This is a genomic window from Providencia sp. R33 (assembly GCF_019343475.1).
GTDB lineage: Bacteria > Pseudomonadota > Gammaproteobacteria > Enterobacterales > Enterobacteriaceae > Providencia.
The window spans coordinates 511709-529194 of sequence record NZ_CP072453.1; the positions used below are offsets into that span (position 1 = coordinate 511709).

Here is a 17486-nt window from a genome sequence, read left to right on the forward strand (position 1 = left end):
GGTTATCCACAGGTTTTCTGGATAACTGTGTAAAACAGTGATTACTGTGTGTATTTACAGCCTTGACGAATGAGGTTTTATGACATTCATCACAAAAAATGCGTAAGTTAAACACATTGGTTGTGGATAAATACGACGTTGTTTGATATTTGCTCAGTTGAAGTCCTAAGCTTTTTAGCGAAAAAATTGACCAGTGGATAACGTGTTTTTTCTGGCTTTATTTCTTTGATTTATCAAAGTTTATTAGATTTTAATTATTTTTGATAAAAAACGGTTCTGGGGATATACCCTGATTGCTATAGGGTTGTTCACATAGATATCCACAGAAAAAGTGAATAACATCCTTATTATTCACTTTGGCTGTTTATAACTATCATAAATTAGGCAGGTTATCCTCAGATGGCTTAAACCATGCGGATTTAAAATCAAACCAACCAAAGGTATTCATTCGGACACCACGCATAGTGCGCTGGCCTTGTAACTCTAACCAATGATGAAATATCGGATGGAAAATTTGCGAGTCAATTAAACTTTCACACCACGCTTCTACGTCGAAAGCGTTATTTCGCCATTGGTTTAATTGCAACTCAAGGTTGTTTCCAAGACATTGGCGTAAGAGGGGCATTTCGTACAGTGTGGCGAAAATTGAAAACTCAAGAGGCTTAAAGAAGTTGGCCGTAGCTAACCAAATATCACTTTGCGAATTACCATTAAACCAATCATCATAGCCAATAATATTAATTTTCAACTCAACCCCTTGCTGATGCAAAACGCGCTTCATAATTTGGCTGATTGCGTAGAATTCGTGGTGATTATGGTAAAACGTCACGGTGAGTTCAGTAAGGTCTTCTGGTTTAGGAAATAACGTGAGCATTTTACTGTGGTGCCAGTGCAGTAATAAGCCGTAAGCTGGGGCCCAGTGGCGTTGATAGAATGGTTCACAATGGGCAAGTAAATTCACGGGTGTGAGAAAACTGCATAGCCATTTACGTACATCTTCCCGCTGGGATAGCTCAGAGCGTTGATCCATCAGTAAAAAATAGCAACCTTCCTCCATGCGGCTTTCTAACGAATCATTATGGTGTTTGTCGCCATCCATTTTTAAAGTGGTGCACACCATTTGTTCCGAAAGCTCAGGTACCACCCAAATAGTCACTTCATCCAACAGAGCGCGATAACCAAAGTAGCGGTCAAAGGCGGCAATGGTGAGCTTTTGTGGCAAATTTTTGTCAACTTGGTAAGGGCCTGTACCAATAGGGCAACGGCTAAAGTTGTCTAAGCTCTCCCACTCTTTAGGCAAAATAGCCGCATGGTGGCTGCCTAATAACCAAGGTAGCTGTTTATCGGGTTGATTTAATTGAATATCAACGACATAAGGTTGTGGGGTGCTGACGGACTGAATATGGGAAAATAACGGCCAACACTGCTTTAAACGTAATAATGAGTGAATAATATCTTCTGCAAGCATTTCCCGTCCGTGGTGGAAATAGATAGCAGGGCGCAAATAAAAGCGCCAATGTGTGTCACTGATAGCTTGCCAGTGGTGAGCCAGTCCATCTTCGACTTCCCCTTTTTCCTCATTTATATGAGTTAAGCCATTAAAAATTTGGCTCATCAAATGAATTTCAGAGCGGCGCATGGGCGCGCCGGGTAATAAATTGGGAAAATCACGGTAATAAATGATGCGTAATAGATTTTTCCCTTGCCGATAACTGCGCTCTAGCTCAGAAAGCACCATTTGTCGGATGGTTTCTTTGTCTCCCACTAACGCGACAAGTTTTTCGATGCTCTCTTCTTTGAGTAATTGCTCAGCTTGGGCTTGTTGGAGTTCTAACCCATTCACGTGGAAAATAAGTGTAGAACGCTTGCCACGCCCCGCTTCCGCTTGCCAACTGAGCCAACCATGGCCCTGCATATTATTTAATAATGTTCGCACATGGCGGCGAGAACAAAATAAGGTGTCGGCAATATCCTGCAAGGTGGTTTCGCTATCTTGCCCTTGAAAATGTTGCCAGAGGCGAACGAACTGTGTTTGTAAGCGTGTATTAGACATAAAAGAGGAACTCCGGCAAAAATTGCATCAATTTTAATTTCCTAATATCCGCGGATAATAGGTGGCAGTAAGTAGCTCGTTTGGCGTGCAATTGCAGGCCGACTCCCCCATTTAGAGTAGTGGTGTCTGTCACCAAGCCGGTTTTTTACCGGCTTTTTTTTCGTCATATTTCACACTGTAGCGTTGTTGGTTTCGTTCAGTTACTTGGGTCACATACTGATGTATGCTCCCCAAGATACCTTCCCTCACCGCCTAGCTACAGTGCGAACTATTTAGAAAAAATCGTTAATCGTTATTGCGTTGCTGGCTTCGCTCAGCCACCTTCGTCACACACTGGAGTATGCTCCTAGAGATATCTTCATTTTGCCGCCTTGCCACAACGCGAACTATTTAGAAAAAATCGTTAATCATTCATTGTTAATCGTGGCATTTCGTTTAAATAATTATACAGGAAGAAACTAATGGGGAAGTGATCTTTGAGGGGGAAAGTGTAAAAAATGAAGAGTTCCGCATTTGAGAGCGTGAAAATTTGAAAACGGAGATACTCTATATAGTTCATATGGCGTGTAGGCAGCAAGTAAGGATATCTCGGGGAGCATACATAAGTATGTGACCCGAGTAGCCGAGCGATGCTAACACCCACGCCATGTGAAATATGACGAGTATCTTAGTTCATAAAGGTCGGGATCTGCTGCTCATAACCCTTGATTTGGTCGACGTGTTGTAACGTCAGGCCAATGCTATCTAACCCATTCATCATGCAATGGCGACGGAAGCTATCAATCTCAAAATGATAGGTTTTATCACCAGCGGTCACGGTTTGAGCTTCTAAATCAACAGTGAATTGGCAACCCTCGTGGCTGTTAACGTAGTTAAACATCTCATCCACTTCCTGCTCGCTTAATTTGATGGGTAACAGCTGGTTATTGAATGAGTTACCGTAAAAAATATCAGCGAAACTTGGGGCGATAACCACTTGAATGCCAAAATCTGTCAATGCCCATGGAGCATGCTCACGGGATGAGCCACAGCCAAAGTTTTCACGAGCTAATAAAATACTCGCGCCTTTGAAAACAGGTTTGTTCAGCACGAAATCAGGGTTAGGTTGCTGGCCATTTTCATCTAAAAAACGCCAATCATTGAATAAATGCTGGCCAAAACCTGTGCGAGTCACTTTCTGCAAAAATTGCTTTGGAATAATCGCGTCAGTGTCCACATTCGCGGCGTCTAAAGGAGCAACAATGCCCACATGGGTGATTAACTTTTCCATTTTTATCTCCTTTAAATCTGAATATCGCGAACGTCAGCAAAATGGCCATTAATTGCTGCTGCGGCTGCCATGGCTGGGCTGACTAAGTGGGTGCGACCTGCGCGGCCTTGGCGACCTTCGAAGTTACGGTTACTGGTGGAAGCGCAGCGCTCACCTGGGTTTAAACGGTCATTGTTCATCGCTAAGCACATAGAGCAACCCGGTAAACGCCATTCAAAGCCCGCATCGATAAATATTTTATCCAAGCCTTCCTGCTCTGCTTGTGCTTTGACAGGGCCTGAACCCGGAACCACGATAGCTTGTACGCCATTTGCCACTTTTTTACCTTTGGCAATTGCTGCGGCGGCACGTAAATCTTCAATACGTGAGTTCGTGCATGAACCGATAAACACTTTGTCGATTTTAACATCAGATAACTTAATGCCTGACTCTAATCCCATATAAGCTAACGCTTTTTCAGCAGAAGCGCGCTCAACGGGATCTGCAAAAGATTCTGGTGCAGGGATAGGTTGGTTGATTGCAATCACTTGCCCCGGGTTAGTTCCCCAAGTCACTTGTGGCGCAATACTGCTTGCTTGAATGGTGATGATTTTATCGAATTTGGCATCGTCATCGGTTTTTAAGGTTTTCCAATAAGCAACGGCGTCATCCCATTGTTGGCCTTTTGGTGCAAATTGGCGGCCTTTCATGTAATTAAAGGTGGTCTCATCTGGGGCGATAATCCCGGCTTTTGCGCCCAACTCGATGGCCATGTTACACACGGTCATACGGCCTTCCATACTCAGGTTTTCGATAGCTTCACCGCAGAATTCGACGATATAGCCTGTACCGCCTGCACTGCCAGTGGTACCAATGATAGCCAAAACAATATCTTTTGCTGTGATCCCAGCAGGTGCTGTACCAACCACTTCAATTTTCATCGTTTTTGCGCGAGCTTGCTTCAGCGTTTGCGTCGCCATGACATGCTCAACTTCGGATGTCCCGATACCAAAAGCCAACGCACCGAAAGCACCGTGGGTCGCGGTATGTGAATCCCCGCACACAATTGTCATACCTGGTAAGGTGATCCCTTGCTCTGGACCCATAACGTGAACAATCCCTTGGTATGGGTGGTTCAAGTCGTACAGAGTGACACCAAACTCTTTGCAGTTTTTCATCAACTCTTGCATTTGAATACGTGCCATATCGCCGCAAGCATTGATATCTTTGGTTTGCGTGGATACGTTGTGGTCCATCGTTGCAAAGGTTTTGCTTGGTTGGTGTAATGGACGGTTTTTAGTTCTTAATCCATCAAACGCTTGTGGTGAAGTCACTTCGTGCACCAAATGGCGGTCGATATAAATCAAAGGGATTTCATTTTCGACTTCACGCACTACGTGAGCATCATATAATTTTTGATATAAAGTCTTAGCCATGATTAAACCCCTTGTGCAATATAACGAGCAATAATATCGCCCATTTCACTGGTACTGATTGATTTGCCCGCACCCGCTAAATCGGATGTTCTGTGGCCATCTTCTAACGCTTTATTTACCGCGCGTTCAATCGCATCCGCGGCATCGGTTTGGTTCAAGCTAAAGCGTAATAACATTGACGCTGATAAAATTTGTGCGATTGGGTTCGCAATATTTTTACCCGCGATATCGGGGGCAGAGCCGCCCGCAGGTTCATATAAGCCAAAACCATCTGCATTTAAGCTCGCCGAAGGCAACATGCCCATTGAACCGGTGATCATCGCGCACTCATCGGAAATAATGTCACCGAATAAGTTAGAGCATAAAACCACATCAAACTGAGAAGGCGCTTTGATCATTTGCATCGCAGCGTTATCGATATACATATGATTAACTTCAACATCTGGGTATTCTTTGGCGATTTGATTCACAACTTCGCGCCATAATACAGAGCTTTGCAAGACATTCGCTTTATCGATTGAAGTCACTTTATGGGTACGTTTACGGGCAGACTCAAAGGCGATGCGTGCAATGCGCTCGATTTCGTAACGGTGATACACATCCGTATCAAAGGCGTATTCTTCACTGCCTTCGCCTTTGCGCCCTTTCGGTTGGCCGAAATAAATACCGCCAGTTAACTCACGAACACACAAAATATCAAAACCTTGCGCAGCAATGTCTGCACGTAATGGGCAAAATGCCTCTAATGCTTGGTATAAACGTGCAGGGCGTAAATTACTGAATAATTTAAAATGCTTACGTAATGGTAATAAGGCACCACGCTCGGGTTGGCTATCTGGTGGTAAATGTTCCCATTTTGGGCCACCAACTGAGCCGAACAACACCGCGTCGGCTTCTTCACAACCTTTTACCGTTGCTTGCGGCAGTGGCTCGCCGTGATTATCGATGGCCGCACCGCCAACATCGTATTCTTTAGTGTTAATCGTAATGGCAAAGCGTTTGCTTACTGCATCCAAGACTTTGTGTGCTTGTGCCATCACTTCTGGGCCGATGCCATCTCCCGGTAATACGGCAATTTGATAACTAGACATGGTTACACTGCTTCCTTTGTGTTTGATTGTGATTCTTGGTTTATTTTTTGTTTTTCGATTTCGACTTGTTCTGAACGCCAAATGCTGTTTAACACGTGAACCATCGCTTTTGCTGAAGATTCAACGATATCTGTCGCTAAGCCCATACCGTGGAACTTACGGTTATGGCATTCCACCACGATATCCACTTGGCCTAATGCATTTTCGCCATGGCCTTTGGCAGATAACTGGTAAGAAACTAATTTCATTGGGTAGTTGGTAATGTTGCTAAAGGCTTGGTAGATAGCATCAACAGGGCCATTACCCGTTGCAGCTTCAGATTTCACTTCATCTCCGCACTGCATTTTGACTGTCGCGGTTGCCACAATGCTTGAACCAGATTGTGTGCTGAAATAATCCATCACAAAGTGGTCGGTTTCATCTTGTTGCTTAGTAAAGAAAGCCAAGGCTTCTAAATCATAATCAAACACTTGACCTTTTTTATCCGCTAAATTCAAAAATGCGGTATACAACTCGTCCAATTTGAAATCTTTGCCTTCGTGATAGCCCATTTCTTCCATACGGTGCTTCACGGCAGCGCGACCAGAACGCGAGGTTAAATTTAATTTCTCTGCTTTTAAACCAATCGACTCAGGGGTCATGATTTCGTAAGTTTCGCGGTTTTTTAACACGCCGTCTTGGTGAATACCGGAAGAGTGGGAGAATGCATTGCTACCCACCACGGCTTTATTGGCTGGAATTGGGGTGTTACATAATTGGCTAACTAATTGGCTGGTACGGTAAATTTCTTTGTGATTAATATTGGTATGGACATTTAACATTTGTTCGCGCAATTTAATCGCCATGATGACTTCTTCTAAGGCGGTATTTCCTGCTCGTTCACCTAAGCCGTTGATAGTTCCTTCCACTTGGCGTGCACCCGCTTGTACAGCACTGATGGAGTTAGCAACTGACATGCCTAAGTCATCGTGGCAATGGACAGAAATAATTGCTTTATCAATATTTGGGACGCGGTTATATAAATCCGTAATAATTCCACCAAACTGGTAAGGAGTGGTATAACCAACAGTATCTGGAATATTAATGGTTGTTGCCCCTGCATTAATCGCAGTTTCAACGATACGACATAAATTATCTGGGTCAGTACGGCCTGCATCTTCACAAGAAAACTCAACGTCATCGGTGTAGCGGCGGGCACGTTTGATTGAATTGATAGCCATATCCATTACACCATCAAACGATTTATTTAATTTTTTCTCCATATGCAAATTGGAGGTGGCTAAAAAGATATGAATACGGAAAGCTTCAGCGATTTTTAATGATTCTGCTGCAACGTCGATATCATTTTCGACGCAACGAGCTAATGCGCAGATGCGGCTATTTTTAATTTCACGTGCGATAGTTTGTACAGATTCAAAGTCGCCAGGGGAGGAAACAGGGAAACCTGCCTCAATGATATCAACACCTAAACGTTCTAACGCAAAAGCGATTTGTAATTTTTCTTTGACTGATAAACTGGCCTGCAATGCCTGCTCGCCATCACGTAATGTGGTATCGAAAATAATGACTTGGTTGCTCATATTGTGTTCCTCATATCGAATTTTGTTTTAATAAATTGAGTTTTATGTTCTTCCAAAGCCGCAGGCATAAAAAAACCCGCGGGTTGCGCGGGTTCTTAATGTTTGTGGACAGTGTCTTTCTATTTTTCGTCCATAAGCATACCGCGCAAATTTAATGCGAGTAGTAGTAGGCTTAGTAGGCGGATAGAAAATGTCATTTAAACTGTCTCTCATAGGTTTCTAAATCAACTGTATTTATAGATACGTGATCTTAAAGTTAATGTCAATCATGGATTTCTGACTGTTTTTTACCAATTGTGAATTACGGAGTTGAGTTAGGGAATGTGACTGTTTTTACTAATTTCAGTGATGTTTTTGCCTATATTTGAATTGGAAATTCAGGGTAAAATTCTTTTGGTGAATTTCACTGTTGCTTTTATTTATGTAACTTATTGTTTTATAGCTACCTTTTTGTTTTTTTTTGCTCCATGATTTTCAGAAAAGATAAAACAAGTAAAATTAATCACTAAAATCAATGGCTACTGATTAACTTAGTTATCTAATAAATGAATAAGTAAAAATTAATCTGATAATGAGAATATTTACAGAATCCAAATGCGATTTATTATGATTTCTTCGGGAAATTGCTTTATTATTTTTACTGAGAGTAATTGTGATCTTAATATAAAAATATCACTCATTACTTTGGTGAATATTTGCGTTTTATAATGATATCTATTCTGTGAATCATAATTAATGAGTAAAGTAATAGAAACGTCGTTTTAATAAATGCAGGGAAAGCGAAATAGCTTACTATCTATAAGTTGTTTCAGAAATAATATTTAACGATTTTATATATTCGTCGGAATTTTAACGGTGAATACGTCTTTTCGTTAATGAAAAATGATAAATATATTTAGTGGAGTAAAAAATGACTGATTTTGATACGATTTCAACAGGTAAAAAAGAAAGCAGCGATATTCACCTACGTAATGTTGATTTAAACTTATTAACTGTTTTTGATGTGGTTATGCAGATGCAAAATGTCACTAAAGCCGCGCAAGTGTTGGGAATGTCTCAACCCGCAGTGAGTAATGCGGTTTCACGTCTGAAATCAATGTTTAATGACGAATTATTTGTGCGTTACGGTCGTGGGATCCAGCCTACTTCTCGGGCGAAACAGCTATTTGGGCCAGTAAGACAGGCGTTGCAATTAGTGCATAATGAGTTACCAGGGGCTGGTTTTGACCCACAAGATAGCGATCGCGTATTTAATTTATCAATCTGTTCTCCTTTAGATATTCGTCTAGCTGCAATGATCGTTGCGAAGTTTAAAATGGCTTCACCTAATATTAATGTATTTATTCATTCATTTTTGGATAATAACATTGCACATCAATTAAAATATCAGGAAATAGACTTCTTTATCGGGTATAACCAATTCGAAAAACCTGAGTATCAACATCAGGTTTTATTTAATGATGATTTGGTTTTGGTTACAGCGAATAATCATCCACGCATTGTTAATTCTATTTCTGAACATGATTTAATGAATGAACGTCATGCGATTATGTCAATGGATAATATAGGTTCATTCAGTAAGCCTTACTATTATAATACGGAACTGTCTCATACAATTAGCTATCAAGGAACTGATCTCAGTAGTGTATTAAATATCGTTGCACAAACTGATTTAGTGGCAATTGCCCCTAAATGGCTCGTTGAACATTATAAAGGACAACTGAAATTACGGACTTTATCGTTGCCTTTGGAAAGCCAATCTCGCCCTTGTTACCTAACATGGCATGAATCGACAGCAAGGGATAAAGGCCATCAATGGATGAAATCGCAATTTAGCCAAATGATTACGGAACTCTTGGACCAAGCTGTCGCGGCTTAATCACGTTTTAAAGATAAATTCGCAAAATGGAGCCTGAACTACAAGATTCATGGCTCCAAGACAAGTTAATTAACTCATTGTAGTGAGCGCTATGGTGAGTTTTGCAGCGAACATAACATTTGCAGAAAATTTACATATAAAAACTTTCCTCCTACGTTATTAGTCGATACACTGCCGATATTCAGCTAACAGTTGTAAGCTGAAATAGTAGAATGGTTAAGTTCTTGTGAAGATACCGAGTGACTTATATCAATAATGACCTATAGGGAATTAACTTTGATTACTGAAAATCTATATCCATACCATTTAGTAAATCGCTTACGTAGCAGAATCAATGCGAACGAATCAGCGAGTCGGATAGCTTTCAGTCAATGGAACAATGGGCAACAAAGCTCATTAACATGGAATGAGGTGGGGGAACGCACGTCTGCGATTTCTCGTCACCTTTTAGCATTAGAAGTTTCAACACAAGAAAATATCGGGTTATTTGCCCACAACAGCATGAATTGGTCACTGATTGACTTAGCATCATTACAGATCAGAGCGGTGACGGTTCCACTTTATGCAACTAGTAGTGTTGAACAAGCCGCTTATATTATTAACGATGCCAACATTAAAGTGTTGTTTGTCGGTGAACAAATGCAATATGACGTTGCATGCCAATTACCTGCGCTTTGCCCTCAATTAAAAATGATTGTTGTTATAGATGAAGGCGTTGAACTGATTGATAACTCAGTGCCAACTCTGTATTTATCCACTTTTATGGCACAAGCACAACCTGAATACCAAATGGAGCTGGATGCACGCATTGCAGCCCATAATCTCAGTGATTTATTTACGATTATCTATACATCAGGTACCACGGGTGAGCCAAAAGGCGTAATGTTGGATTATTACAACATGGCCGCTCAGTTGTACCTGCATGATGAGCGATTACAACTAACGGAAGAGGATATTTCGTTAAGTTTCTTACCGCTTTCCCATGTCTTTGAACGTGCTTGGAGTTTCTATGTCATGCACGTAGGGGCACTCAATGTCTATTTGACAGATACGAATTTAGTGCGAGAAGCACTGGCGGATGTGAAACCAACCGTGATGTGTGCAGTGCCGCGTTTCTATGAAAAAGTCTATAGCGCGGTGCAAAGTAAAGTATCGAAAGCACCGTGGGCACGCAGAATGCTGTTTAAAATAGCGATTTCCCTTGGTAAGCGTCGTATTAAAGCGCTTTCAAAAGGCGGCGCACCATCATTAATCAATCGCGCTATCTTCCCATTAGCGGATAAACTGGTTTTAAGTAAAATTCGTGAGGGGTTAGGTGGCCGTATTCGATTTATGCCTGCTGCTGGGGCGCGTTTAGACGATGATGTTATTGCCTTTTTCTTATCCGCAGGTGTGGATATTAAATACGGCTATGGTATGTCAGAAACGTGCGCGACGGTTTCATGTTGGGAAGAGGGCAAATATCCTCTAGGTTCGATTGGTACACCATTATCTTCGGTTGAAGTGCGTATTGGTAAAGATGATGAAATCCAAGTAAAGGGCCCTGTTGTGATGAAAGGTTACTACAATCGCCCAAATGAAACCTTAGATACGTTTACCTCTGATGGCTGGTTAAAAACGGGTGATGCAGGGAAAATTGATGCGCAAGGCAATTTATATATTACGGATAGACTGAAAGATTTAATGAAAACGTCTAACGGTAAGTATATCGCACCTCAAATGATTGAAGGGGTGCTAGGCCAAGATAAATTTATTGAGCATATTGCCGTCATTGCCGATACACGTAAGTTTGTTTCTGCACTGATAGTGCCGTGTTATGACAGCCTAGAAGAATATGCACATTCGATTAACTTAAAATATCGTGATCGCCTTGAGTTACTGAAAGACTCTAATATTGTGGCGCTTTTTGAAGCTCGTTTAAAAGAACTGCAAAAAAACATAGAGAATTTTCATCAAGTTAAACGTTTTACCTTGTTACCAACAACTTTTTCAATGGAAAAAGGGGAATTAACCCCAACCTTGAAACTACGTCGTAAAATTATTTCTGAGCGCTATCAATTAGAAATTGAATCTATGTATAAAGAGTAATTAAACGTTTTATTATCAGGCTTATCTATTTTGATAGGTGAGCCTGATAACTATATTCATTTCACCCATATTCTTTCTTTTTTCTTCTTCATTACTGACTGGCAATGCAAAATATTTCAAGTCGCCAGTTGACTGGAAAATAGTCAATATTTCTTCCATTTTTTCTATATGCAGTTATTCCCTCTGTGAACGACAAATGTTCAAGATAATCTGAAAATACCGCTATTTTTGTGCTGAAATGATGTTTGCTTCGTTTCAGCCAGAGAGATATGTTAATAGCACGCATTAACCTGTTTAAATGATAAAAATAAAGGGGTAATTGATACCTCTTAACTTGCAAATAATGTCTGGGGGCAAACTCATGGAGAAGTTGTCGGGAGCTGAAATGGTCGTCAAGTCATTGATTGACCAAGGAGTAAAGCACGTGTTTGGGTATCCAGGCGGTGCAGTATTAGATATTTATGATGCGCTTCATACTGTTGGTGGTGTGGAACATATTTTGGTGCGTCATGAACAAGCCGCAGTGCATATGGCCGATGGCTATGCACGCTCAACAGGGGATGTTGGCGTCGTTCTCGTCACTTCAGGCCCTGGAGCAACCAATGCAATTACCGGCATTGCAACCGCTTATATGGACTCTGTGCCGATGGTGGTGCTATCAGGGCAGGTTGCTAGCTCTTTAATTGGTAATGATGCGTTCCAAGAATGTGACATGGTGGGAATATCACGCCCGATAGTGAAGCACAGTTTTTTAATTAAAAGCGCCGAAGAAATCCCAGAAACCATTAAAAAAGCCTTCTATATTGCAGCGAGTGGTCGTCCAGGCCCCGTTGTGATCGATTTTCCAAAAGATACGGTGAATCCTGCACTTAAATTTCCGTATCATTACCCCGAGTCCGTTTCTTTACGTTCGTACAACCCGACACTTCAAGGGCACAAAGGGCAGATCAAAAAAGCACTTTCTAAATTAGTTGCGGCGAAAAAACCCGTTTTTTATATTGGTGGCGGTGCGATTAACGCTAATTGCTCAGCGGAAATCATTGAATTAGCAGAAGCATTAAAACTGCCAGTGGTATCCACTTTGATGGGTTTAGGGGCTTTTCCTGAAACTCATAAGCAATCCGTCGGCATGTTAGGTATGCATGGGACTTATGAAGCAAATAAAGTCATGCATAATTCAGATGTGATTTTTGCAGTGGGTGTCCGTTTTGACGACCGCACAACCAACAATTTAGAAAAATATTGCCCGAATGCGACAGTGATCCAAATTGACGTTGACCCAACTTCAATTTCAAAAACGGTAAATGCAGATATTCCAATCGTTGGTGATGCAAAATCGACGTTAAAACAAATGTTAGGGCAGCTAGACCAAGTTTCATCGAAACAAGATGAAAATGCATTAAAAGATTGGTGGAAAGATATTGAAGAGTGGCGCACAAAACAGTGCCTACGTTATGAAACCAATCAAACTAAAGTCAAACCTCAGCAAGCCATTGAAATGATTTATCGTTTAACAAATGGTGAGGCATATGTGACTTCCGATGTCGGTCAGCATCAAATGTTTGCTGCATTGTATTATCCGTTTGATAAACCAAGACATTGGATAAATTCAGGTGGCCTTGGCACGATGGGTTTTGGTTTGCCAGCCGCATTAGGGGTGAAATTAGCCCATCCAAACTCAACGGTGGTTTGCGTAACGGGTGATGGCAGTATTCAAATGAATATCCAAGAGCTATCAACTGCATTGCAATACGGCTTGCCTGTCTTAGTTCTGAATCTCAATAATGGCTTCTTAGGCATGGTGAAACAGTGGCAAGATATGATTTATCAAGGCCGCCATTCTCAATCCTATATGCAGTCACTCCCTGATTTTATTAAATTAGCGCAGGCATATGGCCATGTTGGGATTTCGATTGCTTCTCCTGATGAACTTGAAGAAAAACTCAAGCAAGCGCTTGTTGAGGTGAATGAAAACCAACGCCTAGTATTTGTTGATATCAATATTGATGAAACCGAACACGTTTACCCAATGCAAATCCGTGGTGGAGCAATGGACGAAATGTGGTTGAGCAAAACAGAGAGGACCTGATCATGCGTCGTATTTTATCCGTTTTATTAGAAAATGAATCAGGTGCTTTGTCCCGTGTCATAGGTCTGTTCTCTCAGCGCGGTTATAATATTGAAAGTTTGACGGTTGCGCCCACTGATGACCCAACATTGTCACGTATGACTATCCAAACCAAGGGTGATGCAAAAGTTCTTGAGCAAATTGAGAAACAACTGCACAAGTTGGTGGATGTTCTGCGTGTGAGTGAGCTGACGGCTTCAGCACATATTGAACGTGAGATCATGTTAGTGAAGCTGCAAGCTTCAGGTTATGGGCGTGACGAAGTGAAACGCTGTGCGGATATTTTCCGTGGGCAAATCGTTGATGTCACTCCAACGCTTTATACCGTTCAGCTCGCAGGAACAAGCGATAAACTGGATGCTTTCATCGAATCAGTACGTGGTGTTGCTGAAATTGTTGAAGTTGTGCGCTCAGGTATCGTCGGTGTTTCGCGTGGTGACAAAATTATGCGATGAAAAATTTATCTTCCAAAGGTAGAATACTCGGATATAAGGCCTCGAATGACTCGAGGCTGTTCCCGAAATTAAAAAGAGGTTAACGTGAAACTGGATGAAATAGCCCGTCTAGCGGGTGTTTCCCGCACAACGGCTAGTTATGTGATCAACGGCAAGGCCAAGCAGTATCGAGTCAGCGATAAAACTGTTGAAAAAGTGATGGCAGTCGTCAGAGAGCACAATTACCATCCAAATGCAGTTGCTGCGGGCTTACGTGCTGGGCGCACCCGTTCCATTGGGTTGGTGATCCCTGATCTGGAAAATACCAGCTATACACGTATAGCTAATTATTTAGAAAGACAGGCACGTCAACGCGGCTACCAATTGTTAATCGCGTGCTCTGAGGACCAACCAGACAACGAAATTCGTTGCGTTGAACACCTTTTGCAGCGCCAAGTTGATGCCATTATTGTGTCGACTGCACTCCCACCGGAGCATCCTTTTTATCAGCGTTGGGCAAACCGTTCACTCCCTATTATTGCACTGGATAGAGCCCTTGAAAAAGAGCACTTTATTAGTGTTGTAGGGGATGACCAAGAAGATGCTTTCATGATTTCAGCAGAGTTACGCAAGTTCAAAGCTGAATCGGTCTTGTACTTAGGGGCATTACCTGAACTGTCGGTCAGCTATTTACGTGAGCAGGGGTTTCGTAAAGCGTGGAACGGTGACACACGTGAAGTTGACTATTTGTACGCAAATAGCTACGAGCGTGATTCTGCCGCAGACGTATTTGCGAATTGGCTTGATAGTGGTAATGAGATGCCAGATGCGTTATTTACAACCTCCTTCTCCTTACTTCAAGGCGTACTGGATGTGGCTCTCAAACGCAGTGGTCGTTTGCCAGAGCATATGGTGATAGCGACCTTTGGGGATAACGAATTATTGGATTTCCTCGGTTGCCCTGTGTTGTCACTGGCACAGCGTCACCGTGATATCGCAGAGCGCATTCTTGAGCTGGTATTAGCGAGCCTTGATGAGAAGCAAAAACCCGATACAGGTATCACTCGTATTCGTCGTGATTTATGTCGTCGCGGAAGCTTAGGTCGTAAGCAATAAAAATTGCCTTAACTTTGGGCGATCAGTGTAAAGCTTCTCAATAATGAGTGATGTTGATCACGATTATGAGTAATATAAGGGCCCCTACAATGTAGGGGTCTTTTTTTTATCGGTTAAAAATAAGTAAATATTTAACTTTAGGAATTATCCTAGCTGATTATTTATTTATTTTGTAACAAAAGCTAAATGCGATAAAAATAAAAATAAAAAAGGTTTTTGCAGGTGGTTTTATTGGCTTGGCCACTTTTTTTGTTATTTTAATACTGTTTATTAAAACAGTTGTTTAGTTTGCTGAAATATAACGATTTTATTTTGCTAGAGAGGTGTTTTTATCTTTTAGGCATATTAACACTGTTTTAAGATCAGATTAAAAGTAAAGAATTGGTACGAAATACACTGATTAAAAATGAGATTGGGATTGGATTTAGCGTTATTTGTGTGATTTTGCAGCAATAAACAGCCACTTTGCTATTTTGTGTGAAATTTATAAAATAAGCTAATTATATCAATTCGTTATTTCTTGTTTTCTTTCCAAGTAAGATTTTACCCATCCTTCTATTTTCTGAATTGTTCTGTAAATAAACCTAAAGCTGGGTGCGACTGGCTTGACAAGGTTTTCATACCATTCGTAAACTTTATATGTGGAGAATTGTGGGGTAAAGTGGGTGACTAGGAAATAAAAGGGGTTTAATCGGGTATGTTTCGTGGGGCAACACTGGTTAATCTCGACAGCAAAGGGCGGCTAACCGTGCCTACTCGTTATCGAGGAATGCTGACCGAGGAAGCGAAAGGGCAAATGGTTTGTACCATTGACCTTCACCAGCCGTGCCTGCTGCTTTATACCCTGCCTGAATGGGAAATCATTGAGGAAAAACTGTCTCGCTTATCCACCATGAACGAAGCAGAACGACGTGTACAACGGCTTTTACTGGGTCATGCTAGTGAATGCCAAATGGATAATGCAGGACGTCTTTTGTTAGCCAATACATTGCGCCAACACGCAGGGCTAACCAAAGAGGTCATGCTGGTTGGCCAGATTAATAAATTTGAACTTTGGGATGAGCAAACTTGGTACAAACAAGTGGAAAATGATATCGCTGCGGAGCGCCTCACCACTGAACCACTCTCAGCCCGCTTACAGGATTTGTCACTATAACAATGACGCAACAGCAATTTAAGCACGTAACCGTATTATTGGATGAAGCCGTTAATGGCTTGAATATTAAACCAAATGGTATTTACATCGACGGTACTTTTGGTCGTGGTGGGCATTCTCGCTTAATTTTAAGCCAATTGGGTGAACATGGGCGTTTAATCGCTATCGACCGTGACCCAGAAGCGATTAAAGCCGCCGAAGCGATTGATGACCCGCGTTTTATGATTAAGCACGGCCCATTCTCAGAGATTGCACAATACGTGGAAGAAGAAGGGCTGGTGGGGCAAATTGACGGTGTTTTATTGGATTTAGGCGTGTCTTCACCGCAGCTAGATGACCCAGAAAGAGGGTTTTCATTTATGCGTGACGGGCCATTAGATATGCGTATGGACCCAACGAAAGGGCAATCAGCGCAGCAATGGTTGATGAATGCAGAGGCTGATGACATTGCATGGGTACTTAAAACCTTTGGTGAAGAGCGTTTTTCGAAGCGTATTGCAAGGGCGATTGTGGAGCGCAATCATAACCCAGAAGAAGAGCCATTAACTCGTACGCGCCATCTGGCTGAGTTGATTTCTAAAGTTAGCCCGATGAAAGACCGACATAAACATCCAGCAACTCGCAGCTTTCAGGCTATTCGCATCTACATCAATAGCGAGCTGGAAGAGATTGAGCAAGCGTTAAACGGTGCGATGGGTGTTTTGGCACCAGAAGGGCGTTTATCCGTGATCAGTTTCCACTCTTTGGAGGATAGATTAGTTAAACAATTTATCCGTAAAAACAGTAAAGGGCCAAGTGTACCTGCTGGGATCCCACTGACGGAAACGCAAATTAAAGCATTAGGTGCAGCGCAGTTACGTGATTTAGGCAAAATGAAGCCATCGGATAACGAAATTGACGAAAACCCACGCGCACGCAGTTCGGTGCTGCGTTTTGCAGAAAAGGCGACGCAATAATGGTTCCTGAAAGGCACAGCCTAGCCCGCGTGATTGGACGTGATTTATTTCGCTACGGCATCGTTCCTTTGATTTTATTTGCTGCAATTATCATTAGCGCAGTGTTTGTGGTGACAACGGCGCACGAAACGCGCTTATTAACCGCAGCCAAAGACAAATTGTACGAAGAGAAAGATTCGCTGGATATTGAATGGCGCAATCTGATCCTCGAGGAAAATGCCTTAGCAAGCCATAGCCGTATTGAGCGTTTATCCGTTGATAAATTACAGATGGTTCAAGTTGAGCCATCACAAGAAAAAATTATTGTTTCTCAGCAATAA

Annotated in this window: 13 protein-coding genes; 8 read left to right on the forward strand and 5 right to left on the reverse strand. The window is 41.9% G+C overall.

Features of this window, described 5'->3' with window-relative positions:
- Positions 1 to 373: 373 nt before the first annotated feature.
- The 5 genes from sgrR to leuA all read right to left on the reverse strand — a co-directional run bounded on the left by sgrR (position 374) and on the right by leuA (position 7409).
- Positions 374 to 2053 carry an HTH-type transcriptional regulator SgrR gene (gene sgrR / locus J6836_RS02350; RefSeq protein ID WP_219246491.1) on the reverse strand — a complete coding sequence of 560 codons (1680 nt, stop codon included), beginning with the start codon at positions 2051 to 2053 and terminating at the stop codon, positions 374 to 376.
- A 667-nt stretch (positions 2054 to 2720) separates the two neighbouring features.
- A complete protein-coding gene (gene leuD / locus J6836_RS02355; protein WP_219246493.1) occupies positions 2721 to 3323 on the reverse strand; it encodes a 3-isopropylmalate dehydratase small subunit in 603 nt (200 codons plus the stop codon).
- 11 nt (positions 3324 to 3334) lie between these two features.
- Entirely contained in the window at positions 3335 to 4738 is a 1404-nt protein-coding gene (leuC, locus tag J6836_RS02360; protein WP_219246494.1) for a 3-isopropylmalate dehydratase large subunit, read from the reverse strand.
- Positions 4739 to 4740: 2 nt separating this feature from the next.
- A complete protein-coding gene (gene leuB, locus J6836_RS02365) occupies positions 4741 to 5829 on the reverse strand; it encodes a 3-isopropylmalate dehydrogenase (RefSeq protein ID WP_219246495.1) in 1089 nt (362 codons plus the stop codon).
- Positions 5830 to 5831: 2 nt separating this feature from the next.
- A complete protein-coding gene (leuA, locus tag J6836_RS02370) occupies positions 5832 to 7409 on the reverse strand; it encodes a 2-isopropylmalate synthase (RefSeq protein WP_219246496.1) in 1578 nt (525 codons plus the stop codon).
- Positions 7410 to 8319: 910 nt separating this feature from the next.
- Between leuA and leuO the strand changes: the two genes are divergently transcribed.
- The 8 genes from leuO to ftsL all read left to right on the forward strand — a co-directional run bounded on the left by leuO (position 8320) and on the right by ftsL (position 17486).
- Complete coding sequence (gene leuO / locus J6836_RS02375; protein ID WP_219246497.1) at positions 8320 to 9288, forward strand: transcriptional regulator LeuO; 969 nt, start codon at positions 8320 to 8322, stop codon at positions 9286 to 9288.
- A gap of 255 nt (positions 9289 to 9543) precedes the next feature.
- Positions 9544 to 11376: an AMP-dependent synthetase/ligase gene (locus J6836_RS02380; RefSeq protein WP_219246498.1), complete on the forward strand. Its 1833-nt coding sequence runs from the start codon at positions 9544 to 9546 to the stop codon at positions 11374 to 11376.
- 361 nt (positions 11377 to 11737) lie between these two features.
- Positions 11738 to 13465: an acetolactate synthase 3 large subunit gene (gene ilvI / locus J6836_RS02385; protein WP_219246499.1), complete on the forward strand. Its 1728-nt coding sequence runs from the start codon at positions 11738 to 11740 to the stop codon at positions 13463 to 13465.
- 2 nt (positions 13466 to 13467) lie between these two features.
- Complete coding sequence (gene ilvN, locus J6836_RS02390) at positions 13468 to 13959, forward strand: acetolactate synthase small subunit (protein WP_206082710.1); 492 nt, start codon at positions 13468 to 13470, stop codon at positions 13957 to 13959.
- Between the two features lie 84 nt (positions 13960 to 14043).
- Positions 14044 to 15054 carry a catabolite repressor/activator gene (gene cra, locus J6836_RS02395; RefSeq protein WP_219246501.1) on the forward strand — a complete coding sequence of 337 codons (1011 nt, stop codon included), beginning with the start codon at positions 14044 to 14046 and terminating at the stop codon, positions 15052 to 15054.
- Positions 15055 to 15751: 697 nt separating this feature from the next.
- Positions 15752 to 16210: a division/cell wall cluster transcriptional repressor MraZ gene (gene mraZ / locus J6836_RS02400; RefSeq protein WP_206082708.1), complete on the forward strand. Its 459-nt coding sequence runs from the start codon at positions 15752 to 15754 to the stop codon at positions 16208 to 16210.
- A 2-nt stretch (positions 16211 to 16212) separates the two neighbouring features.
- Entirely contained in the window at positions 16213 to 17166 is a 954-nt protein-coding gene (gene rsmH / locus J6836_RS02405; protein ID WP_219246503.1) for a 16S rRNA (cytosine(1402)-N(4))-methyltransferase RsmH, read from the forward strand.
- Positions 17166 to 17486 carry a cell division protein FtsL gene (gene ftsL / locus J6836_RS02410; protein WP_219246504.1) on the forward strand — a complete coding sequence of 107 codons (321 nt, stop codon included), beginning with the start codon at positions 17166 to 17168 and terminating at the stop codon, positions 17484 to 17486. Before rsmH ends, ftsL begins: the two co-directional genes overlap by 1 nt.